The 16435-nt window shown below is 61.9% G+C and carries 15 protein-coding genes and 1 pseudogene; 8 read left to right on the top strand and 8 right to left on the bottom strand.

What is annotated here, in order from left to right:
• The first annotated feature begins 238 nt into the window (after positions 1-238).
• Positions 239-1306: a uroporphyrinogen decarboxylase gene (hemE, locus tag C4J85_RS25145; RefSeq protein WP_124368627.1), complete on the top strand. Its 1068-nt coding sequence runs from the start codon at positions 239-241 to the stop codon at positions 1304-1306.
• A gap of 501 nt (positions 1307-1807) precedes the next feature.
• Complete coding sequence (locus C4J85_RS25140; RefSeq protein ID WP_124364728.1) at positions 1808-2911, top strand: GlxA family transcriptional regulator; 1104 nt, start codon at positions 1808-1810, stop codon at positions 2909-2911.
• Here the strand turns inward: C4J85_RS25140 and C4J85_RS27795 are convergent.
• The 6 genes and pseudogenes from C4J85_RS27795 to C4J85_RS25110 all read right to left on the bottom strand — a co-directional run.
• Positions 2910-3029 (bottom strand): annotated as a pseudogene (locus C4J85_RS27795) (outer membrane lipoprotein carrier protein LolA); the annotation flags it as partial. The gene C4J85_RS25140 and the pseudogene C4J85_RS27795 sit on opposite strands and share 2 nt — an antisense overlap.
• Positions 3026-3289: a hypothetical protein gene (locus tag C4J85_RS25130; protein ID WP_124368626.1), complete on the bottom strand. Its 264-nt coding sequence runs from the start codon at positions 3287-3289 to the stop codon at positions 3026-3028. The gene C4J85_RS25130 and the pseudogene C4J85_RS27795, both read right to left, overlap by 4 nt.
• 224 nt (positions 3290-3513) lie before the next feature.
• Positions 3514-4005: a thioesterase family protein gene (locus tag C4J85_RS25125; protein WP_124410953.1), complete on the bottom strand. Its 492-nt coding sequence runs from the start codon at positions 4003-4005 to the stop codon at positions 3514-3516.
• 27 nt (positions 4006-4032) lie between these two features.
• Positions 4033-4998, bottom strand: coding sequence for an L-carnitine dehydrogenase (locus tag C4J85_RS25120; RefSeq protein ID WP_124410952.1), 966 nt, complete (start codon positions 4996-4998; stop codon positions 4033-4035).
• 144 nt (positions 4999-5142) lie between these two features.
• Entirely contained in the window at positions 5143-6030 is an 888-nt protein-coding gene (locus C4J85_RS25115) for a 3-keto-5-aminohexanoate cleavage protein (RefSeq protein ID WP_124372105.1), read from the bottom strand.
• A 72-nt stretch (positions 6031-6102) separates the two neighbouring features.
• Positions 6103-7047, bottom strand: a complete 945-nt coding sequence (locus C4J85_RS25110) for a choline ABC transporter substrate-binding protein (RefSeq protein ID WP_124405496.1) — start codon at positions 7045-7047, stop codon at positions 6103-6105.
• A 193-nt stretch (positions 7048-7240) separates the two neighbouring features.
• On the opposite strand from C4J85_RS25110, the gene C4J85_RS25105 reads away from it, so the two are divergent.
• On the top strand, positions 7241-8185 hold the full coding sequence (locus C4J85_RS25105; RefSeq protein ID WP_124410951.1) for a GlxA family transcriptional regulator: 945 nt from the start codon (positions 7241-7243) through the stop codon (positions 8183-8185).
• Positions 8186-8376: 191 nt separating this feature from the next.
• On the opposite strand, the gene C4J85_RS25100 is transcribed toward C4J85_RS25105, so the two are convergent.
• Together C4J85_RS25100 and C4J85_RS25095 are read right to left on the bottom strand one after the other, a co-directional pair.
• Entirely contained in the window at positions 8377-8793 is a 417-nt protein-coding gene (locus C4J85_RS25100) for a DUF3010 family protein (protein WP_124410950.1), read from the bottom strand.
• A 40-nt stretch (positions 8794-8833) separates the two neighbouring features.
• Positions 8834-9235: a lysozyme inhibitor LprI family protein gene (locus tag C4J85_RS25095; RefSeq protein WP_124410949.1), complete on the bottom strand. Its 402-nt coding sequence runs from the start codon at positions 9233-9235 to the stop codon at positions 8834-8836.
• 218 nt (positions 9236-9453) lie between these two features.
• Between C4J85_RS25095 and C4J85_RS25090 the strand changes: the two genes are divergently transcribed.
• The 5 genes from C4J85_RS25090 (at position 9454) to C4J85_RS25070 (ending at position 16426) form a co-directional block, all read left to right on the top strand.
• Positions 9454-10431: a dipeptidase gene (locus C4J85_RS25090; protein WP_005792153.1), complete on the top strand. Its 978-nt coding sequence runs from the start codon at positions 9454-9456 to the stop codon at positions 10429-10431.
• Positions 10432-10483: 52 nt separating this feature from the next.
• Positions 10484-11014 (top strand): DUF5943 domain-containing protein, encoded by a 531-nt coding sequence (locus C4J85_RS25085; RefSeq protein ID WP_005792152.1) that lies wholly within the window; start codon positions 10484-10486, stop codon positions 11012-11014.
• Between the two features lie 15 nt (positions 11015-11029).
• Entirely contained in the window at positions 11030-13090 is a 2061-nt protein-coding gene (dgcA, locus tag C4J85_RS25080; RefSeq protein WP_124410948.1) for a dimethylglycine demethylation protein DgcA, read from the top strand.
• A 172-nt stretch (positions 13091-13262) separates the two neighbouring features.
• Entirely contained in the window at positions 13263-15206 is a 1944-nt protein-coding gene (dgcB, locus tag C4J85_RS25075; RefSeq protein WP_124410947.1) for a dimethylglycine demethylation protein DgcB, read from the top strand.
• Entirely contained in the window at positions 15206-16426 is a 1221-nt protein-coding gene (locus C4J85_RS25070) for an electron transfer flavoprotein subunit alpha/FixB family protein (RefSeq protein WP_124410946.1), read from the top strand. The genes dgcB and C4J85_RS25070 overlap by 1 nt, the downstream gene beginning before the upstream one ends.
• The last annotated feature ends 9 nt before the right edge of the window (positions 16427-16435 follow it).

The raw sequence follows: 16435 nt of genomic DNA, 5'->3' as shown, positions 1-16435 counted from the left end.
ATCCCCGCTTGAAATGGGATCAAAATGTGGGAGGGGGCTTGCTCCCGATAGCGGTGTGTCAGTTTCAGTATCTATAACTGAACCACCGCAATCGGGAGCAAGCCCCCTCCCACATTTGTTTTGTGCTGTGTTCAAGCTACCGCGACAAATTGACCCGATAGACAAAAGGCACGGCGCATTCCGTGCCTTTTGCGTCGCGCTCTGAGAAAATGCCCGCACTTTTTTTGCGGATGCCGACATGACTGCCCTCAAGAACGACCGTTTCCTTCGTGCCCTGCTCAAGCAGCCCGTAGACGTCACGCCCGTGTGGATGATGCGTCAAGCCGGTCGCTACCTGCCGGAATACCGCGCCAGTCGCGCCAATGCCGGCGACTTCATGAGCCTGTGCATGAACCCTACGTTCGCCTGCGAAGTCACGATGCAGCCGCTGGACCGCTACCCGCAGCTGGATGCGGCCATCCTCTTCTCCGATATCCTCACCATCCCGGACGCCATGGGCCAAGGCCTGTACTTCGAGACCGGCGAAGGCCCGCGTTTCAGGAAAGTCGTCAGTACCCTGGCTGATATCGAAGCCTTGCCGATCCCTGATCCGCACAAAGACCTCGGCTACGTGATGGATGCCGTCAGCACCATCCGCCGCGAGCTCAACGGCCGCGTGCCACTGATCGGTTTCTCCGGCAGCCCATGGACCTTGGCCACCTACATGGTCGAAGGCGGCTCGTCGAAAGACTTCCGCAAGACCAAGGCCATGCTCTACGACAACCCGCACGCCATGCATTTGCTGCTGGACAAGCTGGCGCAGTCGGTCACGTCCTACCTCAATGGCCAGATCATGGCCGGCGCGCAAGCGGTGCAGATTTTCGATACCTGGGGCGGCAACCTGTCGGCGGCGGCGTACCAGGAATTCTCCCTGGCCTACATGCGCAAGATCGTCAGCGGCCTGATCCGCGAACACGAAGGCCGCAAGGTGCCGGTCATCCTGTTCACCAAGGGTGGTGGCCTGTGGCTGGAAAGCATCGCCGACGCCGGTGCCGATGCCCTGGGCCTGGACTGGACCTGCGATATCGGCGAAGCCCGCCGCCGCGTTGGTAACCAGGTCGCGCTGCAAGGCAACATGGACCCGACCGTGTTGTACGCCAAGCCGGAAGCGATCCGCACCGAAGTCGGGCGCATCCTCGCCAGCTACGGCAAAGGCACCGGACACGTGTTCAACCTGGGTCATGGCATCACCCCGGAAGTGAACCCGGAGCATGCCGGTGCGTTCCTGCGCGCGGTGCACGAGCTGTCGGCGCAATATCACGAGTAACACGCAAGACCAATGTGGGAAGGGGTTGCTCCCTCCCACATTTTTTTGACCTGTGAATACATTTCAAGGCTGGGAGTGGACTTGCCCCCCGAGCGCCAGTGCAGCAGCACTGCTCATAAAGTGAACACCCGAGCCTAAAGCGCCACCTTTTAGCGCGTCGCAAATAGATAAGTAGCTCGCGAACGATTTCCCCCTCGACCACCCGTCCCCCGTGCGTTGGGTGACAGACTTCTCCTACGCCCGCAAAGCGCCTTCCCACAAGTGCTACCGATCTGCTCACGGCCCTCTGGCCTTCGGCCTCGTGCGTCATATCTCGCGTTTAATAGGCGGGCTTATATAGACGCATCAACAGGTCGTTTTCAGGATTTGTTGAATGGCCATTCAATTTCAGGCATGGCATTTGCTCTATCAATTCAAAGCCTCTCTCCCTCTCAGGAGATGAGCGCAATAACAAGAGCCTCGCCTGAGGCCATCACCCGCTTTGTGTGAGGAGATACTGCGATGACGTCGTTCAACTCAGGGGCCCAACCCCAGAACCGTGCGCCTCAATCCATCGGCTTTTTGCTGCTGGACAATTTCACGCTGATTTCCCTGGCGTCGGCCGTGGAACCGCTGCGCATGGCCAACCAGCTGTCCGGCCGCGAGTTGTATCGCTGGACCACCCTGAGTGTCGACGGCAACCAAGTATGGGCCAGTGACGGCCTGCAGATCACCCCCGACGCCGCCATGCACAAGGCCCCGGCCCTGGACACGGTGATCGTGTGCGGTGGCGTGGGCATCCAGCGCACCGTCACCCGCGAACACGTGTCGTGGCTGCAAAGCCAGGCGCGTCAATCCCGTCGTCTCGGTGCGGTCTGCACCGGCAGCTGGGCCCTGGCCTGCGCGGGCCTGCTCGACGGTTTCGATTGCAGCGTGCATTGGGAATGCCTGGCGTCGATGCAGGAAGCGTTTCCCCGCGTGGCCATGAGCACACGCCTGTTCACCCTCGATCGCAACCGTTTCACCAGCTCCGGCGGCACCGCGCCGTTGGACATGATGCTGCACCTGATCAGCCGCGACCACGGCCGTGAGCTGTCGGCCGCCATCTCCGAGATGTTCGTGTACGAACGCATCCGCAACGAACAGGATCACCAGCGTGTGCCGCTCAAGCACATGCTCGGCACCAACCAGCCGAAGCTGCAGGAAATCGTGGCGCTGATGGAAGCCAACCTGGAAGAGCCCATCGACCTGGACGAGCTGGCGGTCTATGTCGCCGTGTCGCGTCGCCAGCTGGAGCGGTTGTTCCAGAAATACCTGCACTGTTCGCCGTCGCGCTACTACCTCAAGTTGCGCCTGATCCGTGCGCGGCAGTTGCTCAAGCAAACGCCGATGTCGATCATCGAAGTGGCGTCGGTGTGCGGGTTTGTGTCCACCCCGCATTTCTCCAAGTGCTACCGCGAATACTTCGGCATTCCGCCGCGCGATGAGCGTGTAGGCTCCAATACCACCCAGCAGGTGGCGATGCTGCCGATTCCGCAGGCGCTGGTGTTGTCACCGTTGTCGGGGCCGATGTCGGCGTTGAGCCAGGCCAGGAATGAGTCGACTTTCGCCAGTGTAAGGCTCTAACTGTAGGAGCGAGCTTGCTCGCGAAAAAAGCAAGAGCGACGCGGGGTAACTGGGGCCCCGCGTCATCGTTGACGATCTTCGCGAGCAAGCTCGCTCCTACAGGGAAGGTGGCTGTCAGGCGCCGCGGTTCTGCTTGAACTGCACCAAGGCCGGCAACAACTGCTTATCGATCGCCTGACGCACCGCCGGCAGAATCGTCGCGCTGCCGCTGTACATCTGCTCAACCATACCCTTGAGCGCCTTGGCCCGTGCCTCGCTCAAACCGCGTACCGCGCACTCGCAAGCCTGCTCGGCGCTGGCACCGCTGGACACTTCGAAACCCAACGAGCGCAGTTGGCCCAGCAGGTCATCCTGGTCAATCAAATCCGCATGCATCATGACGTTTATCCTGGTGAGGGGAGCGGGGTTCGACCTCGATTCTGGTAGCCGCCCAGGCGGTCGGCAAGGGCAGAATGCGTGAATGCCTCAGATGGCTATGAGGGTGTCGTTTTCGGGCCATGCGCCAGGTGCACTTACCGGCACACTGGTCCCAGGCACGCAGCTTGATGGTTTGGTCACCCTCCGGATGCACGGCTCACACAAGGCACTCTGCCCCGATCCAGTCACGGCTGGCTCGGGGCTTTTTTTGCCGGCAAGCCAATGACACGGCCAAGCAGGGCGGGCATTGGCAGCTCGGCCTGTGCGGCGCTGATAGCCGTCAGCCTTTCCAGCGCGGCCTCGGTGAACGGCGTGGCATGCGGCCCTGCCAGGTCGACATGCAGCAGCATCTGTTCGTTGCCGGCCAGTTCCTTGTCATCGTCCACCGGGTGCAGACTGTGATAGAGATGCAGGCGCTTGGCGTCGTGGGCGATCAGTTGGGTGCGCACCTGCACCTTGGTACCCAGCTTCACTTCGTGCAGGTAGTTCAGATGCAACTCCAGGGTGAACAGCGAGTGGCCGCTGGCTTCGCGGTTATCACTGTCCAGGCCCAGCATGTCCATCAGTGCGTCGGTGGCGTAGCTGAAGATCAGCAGGTAGAACGCATCGCGCAGGTGGCCGTTGTAGTCGACCCATTTAGGCAGGATTTGAGTGGTGTAGGTTTTCAATGCGGGCATGGATCCAGACTCGGTCAAGAATGTGGGTTATTCGGCGAAGCTCATGCCGTGTTTGGCTTTAGTCACTTTGACTGCCTCCAATACCGCCAGCAGGCAATCATCACGATAGCGCTCCAGCGCCGCAATGCTGTGTTTGCCTAACTGGTCGCGGGTGCCATCGACCACATCGTCGATCAATTTGTCGGTGAGTTCCGGCGCCGGCAAATAGGTCCACGGCAACTGCAATGCCGGACCGAACTGCGCCATGAAGTGGCGCATGCCCGCATCGCCACCGGCCAGGGTGTAGGTGAGGAAGGTGCCCATGAACGACCAGCGCAGCCCGGCGCCAAAGCGAATCGCGTCGTCGATTTCGCCGGTGGTCGCCACGCCATCGTTGACCAGGTGCAGCGCCTCGCGCCACAGCGCTTCCAGCAGGCGGTCAGCAATAAACCCCGGCACTTCCTTGCGCACGTGCAGTGGGCGCATGCCGAGGGATTCATAGACCTTGATCGCGGCCTGGATCGCCTCCGGCGCGGTGTGCTTGCCGCCGACCACTTCCACCAACGGCAGCAGGTAAACCGGGTTGAACGGGTGGCCAACCACGCAACGTTCCGGGTGGGTCGAACCCTCATAAAATTCACTTGGCAATAGCCCGGACGTGCTCGAGCCGATCAACGCATTCGGCTTGGCTGCGGCGCTGATCTTGCTGTGCAAATCCAATTTCAGCTCCAGGCGTTCCGGGGCGCTTTCCTGAATGAAGTCGGCGTCCCTTACGCATTCCTCAATGGTTGCGACAAAGCGCAGGCGCGACTGGGATGCTCCCGGCGCCAGGCCTTGTTGCTCCAGGGCGCCCCAGGCGTTGGCGACACGTTTGCGCAGGGCCGTTTCGGCGCCGGGCGCCGGGTCCCAGGCCACGACGTCCAGGCCGTGGGCGAGGGCGCGGGACACCCAGCCGCTGCCGATAACGCCGCTGCCGAGGGCAGCGAAGGTTTTGATTTCGTTGATAAAGCTCATTGGCACATTCCTAAAGCGTTCGGTGATCCCTTGTGGGAGGGGGCTTGCTCCCGATGACGGTGTTTCAGTCATGCATCTTTAGGCTGATCCACCGCTATCGGGAGCAAGCCCCCTCCCACATTTTTGATTCGGTTTTGGCAGGGACTAGCCGCGTTTGGCCAGGCCCATCTTGATGCGACCTTCCGCCGGGGTCATGACTCGCGCGCCGAGGCGGCTGAGGATTTCACCGGCGCGCTCCACCAACTGCCCATTGGTGGCAAGCACGCCTTTGTCCAGCCACAAGTTGTCTTCCAGGCCGACCCGCACATTGCCGCCCAGCAGCACCGCCTGCGCCGCCATCGGCATCTGCATGCGGCCGATGCCGAAGCCGGCCCACACGGCGTCGGCGGGCAAGTTGTCGACCATGGCTTTCATGGTGGTGGTGTCGGCCGGCGCGCCCCACGGGATGCCCAGGCACAGTTGAAACAGCGGGTTGTCGAGCAGGCCTTCCTTGATCATCTGCTTGGCGAACCACAGGTGGCCGGTGTCGAAAATCTCCAGCTCGGCTTTAACGCCCAACGCCTGGATACGCTTGGCGCCGGCGCGCAATTGCGCCGGAGTGGACACGTAAATGGTGTCGCCATCGCCGAAGTTCAGGGTGCCGCAATCGAGGGTGCAGATTTCCGGCAGCAATTGCTCGACATGGGCCAGGCGCGTCAGTGGGCCGACCAGGTCGGTGTTGGGACCGAACTCCATGGGGTGCTCGCCACTGCCGATCTCCAGGTCGCCGCCCATGCCGGCGGTGAGATTGACGATGATGTCGATGTCGGCCTCGCGGATGCGCTCCATCACTTCGCGGTACAGCGCCACGTCGCGGCTGAACTTGCCGGTGTGCGGGTCACGCACGTGGCAGTGCACCACGGTCGCGCCGGCCTTGGCGGCTTCCACGGCGGCGGCCGCGATCTGTTTGGGGGTGACCGGCACATGCGGGCTTCTGGCGGTCGTGTCGCCAGCACCGGTGAGTGCGCAGGTGATGATGACGTCGTGGTTCATGAGGCGGTTCCTTACAGGCGTGGGGGTGCTGTTCGCAGCCGGTCGGGGCTGCGAAGCGGTGTCTGGAAAAGGTTATTTGACGGTCAGTTGGAGGTTGGCCGCCGCCGGCTTGCCATCGAAGGTGGTCACACCTTCCAGCCAGCGCGCCTGGTCTTGCGGGTGATCCTTGAGCCACTGCTTGGCCGACTCGATGGGGTCCTTGTGATCCAGCAAGGGCTGCATCATCCGGCTCTCGTCGGCGGCGGTGAAGGTCAGGTTGGTCAGCAGCTTGTGTACGTTGGGGCACTGCTCGGCATAGGTCGGCGAGGTGACGGTCCACACGGTCGCCCTGCCTTCATTCGGCCCCAGCGCGTCATCGCTGCCGGTGAGGTAAGTCATCGCCACGTTGACGTTCATCGGGTGCGGCGCCCAGCCGAAGAACACCACAGGCTCCTTGCGTCGTACCGCGCGGTCGACTGCAGAGAGCATGGCGGCTTCGCTGGATTCGACCAGTTGGAACTTGCCCAGGCCGAACTGGTTCTTGGCGATCATGGCCTTGATCTGGGTATTGGCGCCCGAACCCGGCTCGATGCCGTAGATCTTGCCGCCCAACTCTTTTTCGAAGCGGGCGATGTCGGCAAAGGTTTTCAGGCCCTTGTCCGCCAGGTAGGTCGGCACGGCGAGGGTGGCGCGGGCGTCTTCCAGGCTCGGTTTGTCGAGCACTTTGACTTGCTTGGCGTCGACGAACGGCGTGATGGTCTGGGTCATCAACGGGTTCCAGTAGCCCAGGAACAGATCCAGGCGCTGGTCGCGAATGCCGGCAAAGATGATCTGCTGGGACGCGCTGGTTTGTTTGGTCTTGTAGCCGAGGCCGTCGAGCAGCACTTGGGTCATGGCGCTGGTGGCGATCACGTCGGTCCAGTTCACCACGCCCAGGCGCACGTTCTGGCAGGAAGCGGCATCCGCTGCCATGACGGGGGTGCTCAAAATAGCGCTGACGCTGAGTGCAAGCACGCTGCGGCTGATCAGTCGGTTCATGGTGAATCCCTCGGCAGGTCGTTATTGTGGGGTCCGGCGTCTTTGCGCGCCGTGCAGCCAAGTTACGTACCTTGAGCAGCGCCGAAACGCACAGCGGCGACCGGCTCTTGCACTGCAGCGACCTGCGCGCTTGAATCCGCCCTTGAACGGGAGTATCACAGTGCCACGCTGGTCGTCCTACGAGAGCGCCATCATGTCCCAGGATTTTTATTTTTTGCTGATGCCGGGGTTCTCGGCCATCGGCTTTATCTCCGCCCTTGAGCCGTTGCGTGTGGCCAACCGCTTCCGTGGCGAGTTGTACCGCTGGCACATACTGAGCGCCGATGGCGGTGCGGTACTGGCGAGCAATGGCATGTCGGTCAATGCCGACGCCGCACTGGAACCGCTGAAAAAGGGTGCGACGCTGTTGGTGGTGGCCGGCTTCGAACCGCTGCAGTTCGCCACGCCGACGCTGGATCACTGGCTGCGCCGTCTTGACCACGACGGCGTGACCCTCGGCGCCATCGACACCGGCGCCTGCGTGCTGGCCGAAGCGGGCCTGCTCGACGGCCACCGCCTGACCTTGCACTGGGAAGCCATCGATGCGTTCAAGGAATCGTATCCGCACCTGAGCGTCACCCAGGAACTGTTCGAGATCGACCGCCGTCGCATCACCTGTGCCGGCGGCACCGCATCCATCGACCTGATGCTCGACCTGATCGCCCAGGCCCACGGCCCGGACCTGGCGATCCAGGTGTCCGAACAGTTCGTGCTCGGCCGCATCCGCCCGCGCCAAGACCACCAACGCATGCAAATCGCCACCCGCTACGGCATCAACAACAAAAAACTGGTGCAGGTGATCGGCGAGATGGAGCAACACACCGAGCCGCCCCTGAGTACCCTGGCCCTGGCCGACGCAATCAGGGTCACCCGGCGTCAGCTTGAGCGCTTGTTCCGCCTGCATTTGAACGACACACCGAGTAACTTCTATCTGCGCCTGCGCCTGGAAAAAGCCCGGCAACTGCTGCGCCAGAGCGATATGAGCGTGCTGGAAGTGAGTATTGCGTGCGGGTTCGAGTCGCCTTCGTATTTCACCCGCAGCTATCGGGCGAGGTTTGCGAAATGTCCGAGAGAGGATCGGCGACGGGAGGTGGTTTGATCGTTTTTTAGTCAATTATAGGCGCGACTATAATTTATAGTCGTTTCTATAATTAGGTATAAAAGCGGCCGGCACCGCGGATCAAATGTGGGAGGGGGCTTGCTCCCGATAGCAGTGGGTCAGCAGCACATGAGTGGCTGACACACCCTCATCGGGAGCAAGCCCCCTCCCACAGTAGATTTCGGTGTGGCTTATTTTTTTACCAAGGCCGAACACGCCGCCTTGTAAGCCTCATGCTGATACTTGTTCAGCGTCGCCGGCAGTTCAAAGGTGTGCTTCTTGTTTTGCGCATTGATGGTTTGCGGCGACAGCAAGGTCACCTCCACCCCCTCCAACAACTGAAACACCCCTTCAATCTTGAACGTGGTCGGGCCACCGGCGAATTCGCCTTTCTTGCTGCGCTTCTTGATCGCGATCCGGGTGATGGCGTTTGCCTGCACGAACGCCTTCACCTGGGCGGCGAAGGCTTTGACGTTGGCGGCTTCGTCGTCGTCTTCGAGGGCGATTTTCTTGGTGGCCAGGGCGACGTGGGTCAGCGCCTGGTTGTCCAGGGAAGCGACGGCGATGATGGCTTCGCTGCCTTTGATTTCGATGCCGCAGATAGTCATGAAAAGCCCTGGTTCAGAAGGAAAGTCGCAGGATTGTCGCTTATTCCTGCCCAATCGACTCCAAAAACTCCGACCGCTCGTCACTCATCCGCGCCAGGCAATCATTCAGCGCAATCGCATACGCCTTGGTCCCGGTCGCCGTCGGGAAGGTGTCCACCGCGCAATCGGCATCACGTAGTTTTTCCCACTTCTGCTGGGCATCCTTCAGACGAGCGGTAATGTCGGCGAGCTTGGTCTTGTCGCTGCCGTAGGTGGAACCCATGCGCTCCAGCAGGCCCTGATAGTTGTCTTTCAACAATTGCTCGGCGGTGGTTTTGTTGTAGGTGGCGCATTCCAGGGTTTGCTGGTCGTTCTCGATGCCGTCGCACGGCGTGCTGTCGGTGTCTTCGGCGGCGTGGACGCCGGTTGCGATGAGTGCCAAAGCCAGGAAAATCGATTTCATTGCGCCGTCTCATATCAGGTGATGCGGAATTCTGGCTCAAGCGTAAGACAAAGAACAGCCGCCAGTCAGGCATGTCTACACAGGCTTTGTCGCGGATTGACGCTTTCGGCAATTCCCCTGTCGTTTTTGCACCCGGCTCCGTCGGCCCCTGGGCATATGCTGGCCCCAAAGCGCCGGCAGACGATTCGGCGCATGAATCGCCAATAAGGGGACGCCTGATGAGCCCAGCCGAGTTGCACGCCGACAGCATCGTTATCGACGGTCTGATTATTGCCAAGTGGAACCGCGACCTGTTCGAAGACATGCGCAAAGGTGGCTTGACGGCTGCCAACTGCACGGTGTCGGTGTGGGAAGGCTTCCAGGCCACGATCAATAACATCGTCGCCAGCCAGACCCTGATCCGCGAAAACAGCGACCTGGTGATCCCGGTGAAAACCACCGCCGATATCCGTCGCGCCAAGGAGCAGGGCAAGACCGGCATCATCTTCGGCTTCCAGAATGCCCACGCATTTGAAGACCAGCTCGGCTATGTCGAGATCTTCAAGCAGCTCGGCGTCGGTGTGGTGCAGATGTGCTACAACACCCAGAACCTGGTGGGCACCGGCTGCTACGAGCGCGACGGCGGCCTGTCGGGTTTCGGGCGTGAGATTGTCGCCGAGATGAACCGCGTCGGCATCATGTGCGACCTGTCCCACGTCGGTTCCAAGACCAGCGAAGAAGTCATCCTCGAATCGAAAAAGCCGGTGTGCTATTCCCACTGCCTGCCCTCGGGCCTCAAGGAGCACCCGCGCAACAAATCCGATGAAGAACTCAAGTTCATCGCCGACCACGGCGGGTTTGTCGGCGTGACCATGTTCGCGCCGTTCCTGGCCAAGGGCATCGATTCGACCATCGACGATTACGCCGAAGCCATCGAATACACCATGAACATCGTCGGCGAAGACGCCATCGGCATCGGCACCGACTTCACCCAGGGCCATGGCCAGGATTTCTTTGAAATGCTGACCCATGACAAAGGCTACGCCCGCCGCCTGACCAGCTTCGGCAAGATCATCAACCCGCTGGGCATCCGCACCGTGGGCGAGTTTCCCAACCTCACCGAGACCCTGCTCAAGCGCGGCCATCCTGAACGCGTGGTGCGCAAGATCATGGGCGAGAACTGGGTCAATGTCTTGAAAGACGTCTGGGGCGAATAAGCCAGACACCCACCGGCAACACCACTACGAATTTTTCTGGAGTTAAGTTTCCATGGCCAAGATCGCCCCGCAATTGCCAATTGAAGTCGACAGCGAAACCGGTGTCTGGACCTCCGACGCCCTGCCGATGCTGTACGTGCCGCGCCATTTCTTCGTCAACAACCACATGGGCATCGAAGAAGTGCTGGGTGCCGACGCCTACGCCGAGATCCTCTACAAGGCCGGCTACAAGTCCGCCTGGCACTGGTGTGAAAAGGAAGCCGAATGCCACGGCCTGGAAGGCGTCGCGGTGTTCGAGCACTACATGAAGCGCCTGTCGCAACGCGGCTGGGGCCTGTTCAAGATTCAGGACATCGACCTGGATAAAGGCACCGCCAGCGTCAAGTTGGAACATTCGGCCTTCGTCTATGTGTACGGCAAGGTCGGGCGCAAAGTCGACTACATGTTCACCGGCTGGTTTGCCGGCGCGATGGACCAGATCCTTGAAGCGCGTGGCAGCAAGATTCGCACCGTCGCCGAACAAGTCTACGGAGGCTCCGAAGAGGGCCACGATGATGGTTTGTTCACCGTCAAGCCGTTGTAAGCCGAGGACCGTGCCATGGCTTTCGAAGCAATGTTCCAGCCGATCCAGATCGGCAAACTGACCATTCGCAACCGCGTGCTCAGTACCGCCCACGCCGAGGTGTATGCCACCGACGGCGGCATGACCACCGACCGCTATGTGAAGTACTACGAAGAGAAGGCCAAGGGCGGTATCGGCCTGGCGATCTGCGGCGGCTCCTCGGTGGTGGCCATCGACAGCCCCCAGGAATGGTGGAGCTCGGTGAACCTGTCCACCGACCGCATCATCCCGCACTTCCAGAACCTGGCCGACGCCATGCACAAGCATGGCGCCAAGATCATGATCCAGATTACCCACATGGGTCGTCGCTCGCGTTGGGACGGCTTCAACTGGCCGACCCTGATGTCGCCGTCCGGCGTGCGTGAGCCGGTGCACCGTGCCACCTGCAAGACCATCGAGCCGGAAGAAATCTGGCGCGTGATCGGCAACTACGCCAGCGCCGCCAAGCGCGCCAAGGCCGGTGGCCTGGATGGGGTGGAACTGTCCGCCGTGCACCAGCACATGATCGACCAGTTCTGGAGCCCGCGGGTCAACAAGCGCACCGATGAATGGGGCGGCACCTTCGAAGGCCGCATGAAGTTCGGCCTGGAAGTGTTGAAGGCCGTGCGCGCCGAAGTCGGTGACGATTTCTGCGTGGGCATGCGCCTGTGCGGCGACGAGTTCCACCCGGACGGCCTGTCCCACGAGGACATGAAGCAGATCGCCAAGTATTACGACGACACCGGCATGCTCGACTTCATCGGCGTGGTGGGCTCGGGGTGCGATACGCACAACACCCTGGCCAACGTGATCCCGAACATGAGTTACCCGCCGGAGCCGTTCCTGCACCTGGCGGCCGGTATCAAGGAAGTGGTGAAGGTTCCGGTGCTGCACGCGCAGAACATCAAGGACCCGAACCAGGCCACGCGCATTCTGGAAGGCGGCTACGTGGACATGGTCGGCATGACCCGCGCCCATATTGCCGACCCGCACCTGATCGCCAAGATCAAGATGGGCCAGATCGACCAGATCAAACAGTGCGTCGGCGCCAACTATTGCATCGATCGCCAGTACCAGGGCCTGGATGTGCTGTGCATCCAGAACGCCGCGACCTCCCGTGAATACATGGGCGTGCCGCACATTATCGAGAAGTCCACCGGGCCTAAACGCAAAGTCGTGGTGGTCGGTGCTGGCCCTGCGGGGATGGAAGCGGCGCGCGTCGCCGCCGAACGCGGCCACGAGGTGACCCTGTTCGAAAAGAAAGAATTTATCGGCGGGCAGATCACCACCGCATCGAAAGCCCCGCAACGCGACCAGATTGCCGGTATCACGCGCTGGTTCCAGTTGGAGTTGGCACGTTTGAAAGTCGATCTGCGCCTGGGCGTGGCGGCGGATGCCGAAATTATCCTCGACCTGCGTCCGGACGTGGTGGTGCTGGCCGTCGGTGGGCATCCGTTCATTGAACAGAACGAACACTGGGGCGCTGCCGAGGGCCTGGTGGTGAGCAGTTGGGACGTGCTCGACGGCAAAGTCGCACCGGGCAAGAACGTGCTGGTGTACGACACCATCTGCGAATTCACCGGCATGTCGGTGGCGGATTTCCTTGCGGACAAAGGCTGCCAGGTCGAGATCGTCACCGACGATATCAAGCCGGGCGTGGCCATCGGCGGTACGTCGTTCCCGACTTACTACCGCAGCATGTACCCCAAGGAAGTGATCATGACCGGCGACATGATGCTGGAAAAGGTCTACCGCGAGGGCGACAAGCTGGTGGCGGTGCTGGAGAACGAATACACCGGGGCCAAGGAAGAGCGGGTGGTCGACCAGGTGGTGGTGGAGAACGGCGTGCGCCCGGACGAGGCGATTTATTACGGGCTCAAGGAAGGTTCGCGCAACAAGGGCCAGATTGACGTCGAAGCCCTGTTCGCGATCAAGCCACAGCCGTGCCTGAGCGAAGCGGGTGAGGGGTACTTGTTGTTCCGCATCGGTGACTGTGTGGCCCAGCGCAATACCCACGCTGCCATCTATGACGCCCTGCGCTTGTGCAAGGATTTCTAAGCCGACACCGAGCCAAAGTGGACTCGGTCCGAATGTGGGAGGGGGCTTGCTCCCGATAGCGGTGGGTCAGCTACAGCTATATCAACTGACACTCCGCCATCGGGAGCAAGCCCCCTCCCACATTTCAAGGCCAGTTTCACAGTAGACCTGTGTGGTCTGTGGGAGCTTCACCATGTTGAACACCTTGCTGCCTATTCTTTTGTTTGCCGCCCTAGGCCTTGCCGTCCTCGGCGCCCTGCGCCGGGTGAACATGTGGCGCCGCGGCCGTGCCTCCAAGGTTGACCTGCTCGGCGGCCTTTTGGCCATGCCCAAGCGCTACATGGTCGACCTGCACCATGTGGTCGCCCGCGACAAATACATCGCCAACACCCACGTCGCTACCGCGCTGGGCTTTGTGCTGTCGGCGCTGCTGGCGATCCTGGTGCACGGTTTCGGCCTGCACAACCGCATCCTCGGCTACGCGCTGCTTTTGGCCTCGACCTTGATGTTTGTCGGCGCCATCTTCATGTACCTGCGTCGCCGCAACCCCCCCGCGCGTCTGTCCAAGGGCCCGTGGATGCGCTTGCCGAAAAGCCTGATGGCGTTCTCGGTCAGCTTTTTCCTGGTGACCCTGCCGGTGGCCGGCATCTTGCCCGCCGACTTCGGCGGCTGGCTGCTGGCTGCGTTGTTGAGCGTGGGCGTGTTGTGGGGCGTGTCTGAAATGTTCTTCGGCATGACCTGGGGCGGCCCGATGAAGCACGCCTTCGCCGGTGCCTTGCACCTGGCCTGGCACCGCCGCGCCGAGCGCTTCGGCGGTGGCCGTTCCACCGGTTTGAAACCGCTGGACCTCAGTGACAAGACCGCGCCGTTGGGCGTGGAAAAACCCAAGGATTTTACCTGGAACCAATTGCTCGGTTTCGACGCCTGCGTGCAGTGCGGCAAGTGCGAAGCCGCCTGCCCAGCGTTTGCCGCCGGCCAGCCGCTGAACCCGAAAAAACTCATCCAGGACATGGTGGTCGGCCTGGCCGGCGGCACCGATGCCAAATTCGCCGGCAGCCCCTATCCAGGTAAACCGATAGGCGAACACAGCGGCAACCCGCACCAGCCGATCGTCAACGGCCTGGTGGACGCCGAGACCCTGTGGTCATGCACCACCTGCCGCGCCTGTGTGGAAGAGTGCCCGATGATGATCGAGCACGTGGACGCCATCGTCGACATGCGCCGCTACCTCACCCTGGAAAAGGGCGCTACGCCGAACAAAGGCGCCGAAGTCCTGGAAAACCTGATCGCCACCGACAACCCTGGCGGTTTCGCACCCGGCGGCCGGCTGAATTGGGCGGCGGATTTGAACCTGCCGCTGCTCAGCGAGAAAGGCAGTGCCGACGTGCTGTTCTGGGTCGGCGACGGTGCCTTCGACATGCGCAACCAACGCACCCTGCGCGCGTTCGTCAAAGTGCTCAAGGCAGCCAAGGTCGACTTCGCTGTGCTTGGCCTGGAAGAACGCGACAGCGGCGACGTGGCGCGGCGCCTGGGCGATGAAGCGACCTTTCAGTTGCTGGCTTCGCGCAATATCCAGACCCTGGCCAAGTACAGCTTTAAACGCATCGTCACCTGCGATCCGCACAGTTTTCATGTGCTGAAAAACGAGTACGGCGCCTTCAACGGCAACTATCTGGTGCAGCACCACAGCACCTTCATGGCCGAGCTGATCGGCGAGGGCGCGCTGAACCTGGGCCAGCACAAAGGCACCAGCGTGACCTATCACGACCCTTGCTATCTGGGCCGCTACAACGGCGAGTACGAAGCGCCGCGCCAGGTGCTGCGGGCCCTGGGCATCGAGGTCAAGGAGATGCAGCGCTCGGGCTTTCGTTCACGCTGCTGCGGCGGCGGTGGCGGCGCGCCGATCACCGACATCCCCGGCAAGCAACGCATCCCCGACATGCGCATGGACGACATCCGCGAGACCGGCGCCGAACTGGTAGCTGTGGGTTGCCCGCAGTGCACGGCGATGCTCGAGGGTGTGGTCGAGCCGCGCCCGTTGATCAAAGACATTGCCGAATTGGTGGCCGACGCCTTGCTTGAAGATGCGGCACCGGCCAAGGCGCCCAACAAGCGTGAACCTGCGGAGGTGCATTGATGAGCGACATTATCCGCCGCGATCCCCGTGCCGAATGGATCGCCCGTAACCGTCTTCATCCTTTGCACGCGGCGATGCAGCCCGTACAACAGAGCTGGATGGGGCCCAACGGTGTGATCCGCAAGAACGTGCATGGTGTCGGTTTTATCGGTCCCAACGGGATCAAGCGTATCGACCGCAGCGGCGCCCAGCAGGGCGGCGCGGCCAAGCGTACGGCGGCGGTCGAGGTGCTGTTGCCGCTGCACCAGGTGCCGACGCCGGCGTTCTACATCAACGTGGTACCGGACATGGTCGGTGGCCGCTTGAGCAGTCACGACCGCGACCTGCTCGGCCTGGCCCGGCAACTGGCCGGCAGTGACGGCGCGGTACTGGCGGTGGTGTTTGGTGAACATAAGGAAAGCGCGTTTGCTACAGCGGGGGTGGACCGTCTGCTGGTGCTGGATGGTCACGAGTTCGACGGTTATTCACCGGAGCAGCGCGTCCAGGGCCTGCGGGCTGTGGATAACCAGTTCAACCCGCGTCACTGGTTGCTGCCGGACAGCCGCAGCGGCGGTGGCGAGCTGGGTCGGCGTTTTGCCGCCAGCCTCAAGGAGCGCCCGGCCACGCGGGTGTGGCAGATCAAAGGTGAGGCATGCATCGGCCGCGCCGGTGCGGGCCAGGAAGATCTGGCCCGGCCGTTGCCGCGCCTGATCCTCGCGGCCGCCGAATGTGCCGATCCGGTCAGCGACACGCGTCATGAAGTCTTGCCCGTGGAGTTATCCACAACCCTGGCGCGTAGCCTGCCACGTATCGAAGACCTCGGCGCAGTGGCGGTAGACCCGGCGGCGATTCCCATGGCCGAAGCGGAATTCATTTTTTCTGGCGGCAACGGCGTGAAGGACTGGGCGCTGTTCCACCAGACCGCCGCCGCCCTGGGCGCCACCGAGGGTGCGTCGCGGGTGGCGGTGGACGATGGCTATATGGCGCGTGATCGCCAGGTCGGCGCCAGCGGCACCTGGGTCACGGCGCGGGTGTACGTGGCCGTGGGCATTTCCGGGGCGATCCAGCACCTGCAAGGCATCGGTGCCTGCGACAAGGTGGTGGCGATCAACCTCGACCCGGGTTGCGACATGATCAAGCGTGCCGACCTGTCGGTGATCGGCGAAAGCGCCGCGATTCTGCAAGCCTTGATCGCTGCGGTCGAGGCCTACCGCAACGGCGCCAAGCGCGATGCAGCCTAGGGATATGAC

The organism is Pseudomonas sp. R4-34-07 (assembly GCF_003852375.1).
Lineage (GTDB): Bacteria > Pseudomonadota > Gammaproteobacteria > Pseudomonadales > Pseudomonadaceae > Aquipseudomonas.
This window is presented reverse-complemented; position numbering and strand designations above follow the sequence as displayed.

Coding starts and splice junctions, on each gene's coding strand:
- hemE (WP_124368627.1), top strand. CDS start 239: ATGACTGCCCTCAAGAACGACCGTTTCCTTCGTGCCCTGCTCAAGCAG.
- C4J85_RS25140 (WP_124364728.1), top strand. CDS start 1,808: ATGACGTCGTTCAACTCAGGGGCCCAACCCCAGAACCGTGCGCCTCAA.
- C4J85_RS25130 (WP_124368626.1), bottom strand. CDS start 3,289: ATGATGCATGCGGATTTGATTGACCAGGATGACCTGCTGGGCCAACTG.
- C4J85_RS25125 (WP_124410953.1), bottom strand. CDS start 4,005: ATGCCCGCATTGAAAACCTACACCACTCAAATCCTGCCTAAATGGGTC.
- C4J85_RS25120 (WP_124410952.1), bottom strand. CDS start 4,998: ATGAGCTTTATCAACGAAATCAAAACCTTCGCTGCCCTCGGCAGCGGC.
- C4J85_RS25115 (WP_124372105.1), bottom strand. CDS start 6,030: ATGAACCACGACGTCATCATCACCTGCGCACTCACCGGTGCTGGCGAC.
- C4J85_RS25110 (WP_124405496.1), bottom strand. CDS start 7,047: ATGAACCGACTGATCAGCCGCAGCGTGCTTGCACTCAGCGTCAGCGCT.
- C4J85_RS25105 (WP_124410951.1), top strand. CDS start 7,241: ATGTCCCAGGATTTTTATTTTTTGCTGATGCCGGGGTTCTCGGCCATC.
- C4J85_RS25100 (WP_124410950.1), bottom strand. CDS start 8,793: ATGACTATCTGCGGCATCGAAATCAAAGGCAGCGAAGCCATCATCGCC.
- C4J85_RS25095 (WP_124410949.1), bottom strand. CDS start 9,235: ATGAAATCGATTTTCCTGGCTTTGGCACTCATCGCAACCGGCGTCCAC.
- C4J85_RS25090 (WP_005792153.1), top strand. CDS start 9,454: ATGAGCCCAGCCGAGTTGCACGCCGACAGCATCGTTATCGACGGTCTG.
- C4J85_RS25085 (WP_005792152.1), top strand. CDS start 10,484: ATGGCCAAGATCGCCCCGCAATTGCCAATTGAAGTCGACAGCGAAACC.
- dgcA (WP_124410948.1), top strand. CDS start 11,030: ATGGCTTTCGAAGCAATGTTCCAGCCGATCCAGATCGGCAAACTGACC.
- dgcB (WP_124410947.1), top strand. CDS start 13,263: ATGTTGAACACCTTGCTGCCTATTCTTTTGTTTGCCGCCCTAGGCCTT.
- C4J85_RS25070 (WP_124410946.1), top strand. CDS start 15,206: ATGAGCGACATTATCCGCCGCGATCCCCGTGCCGAATGGATCGCCCGT.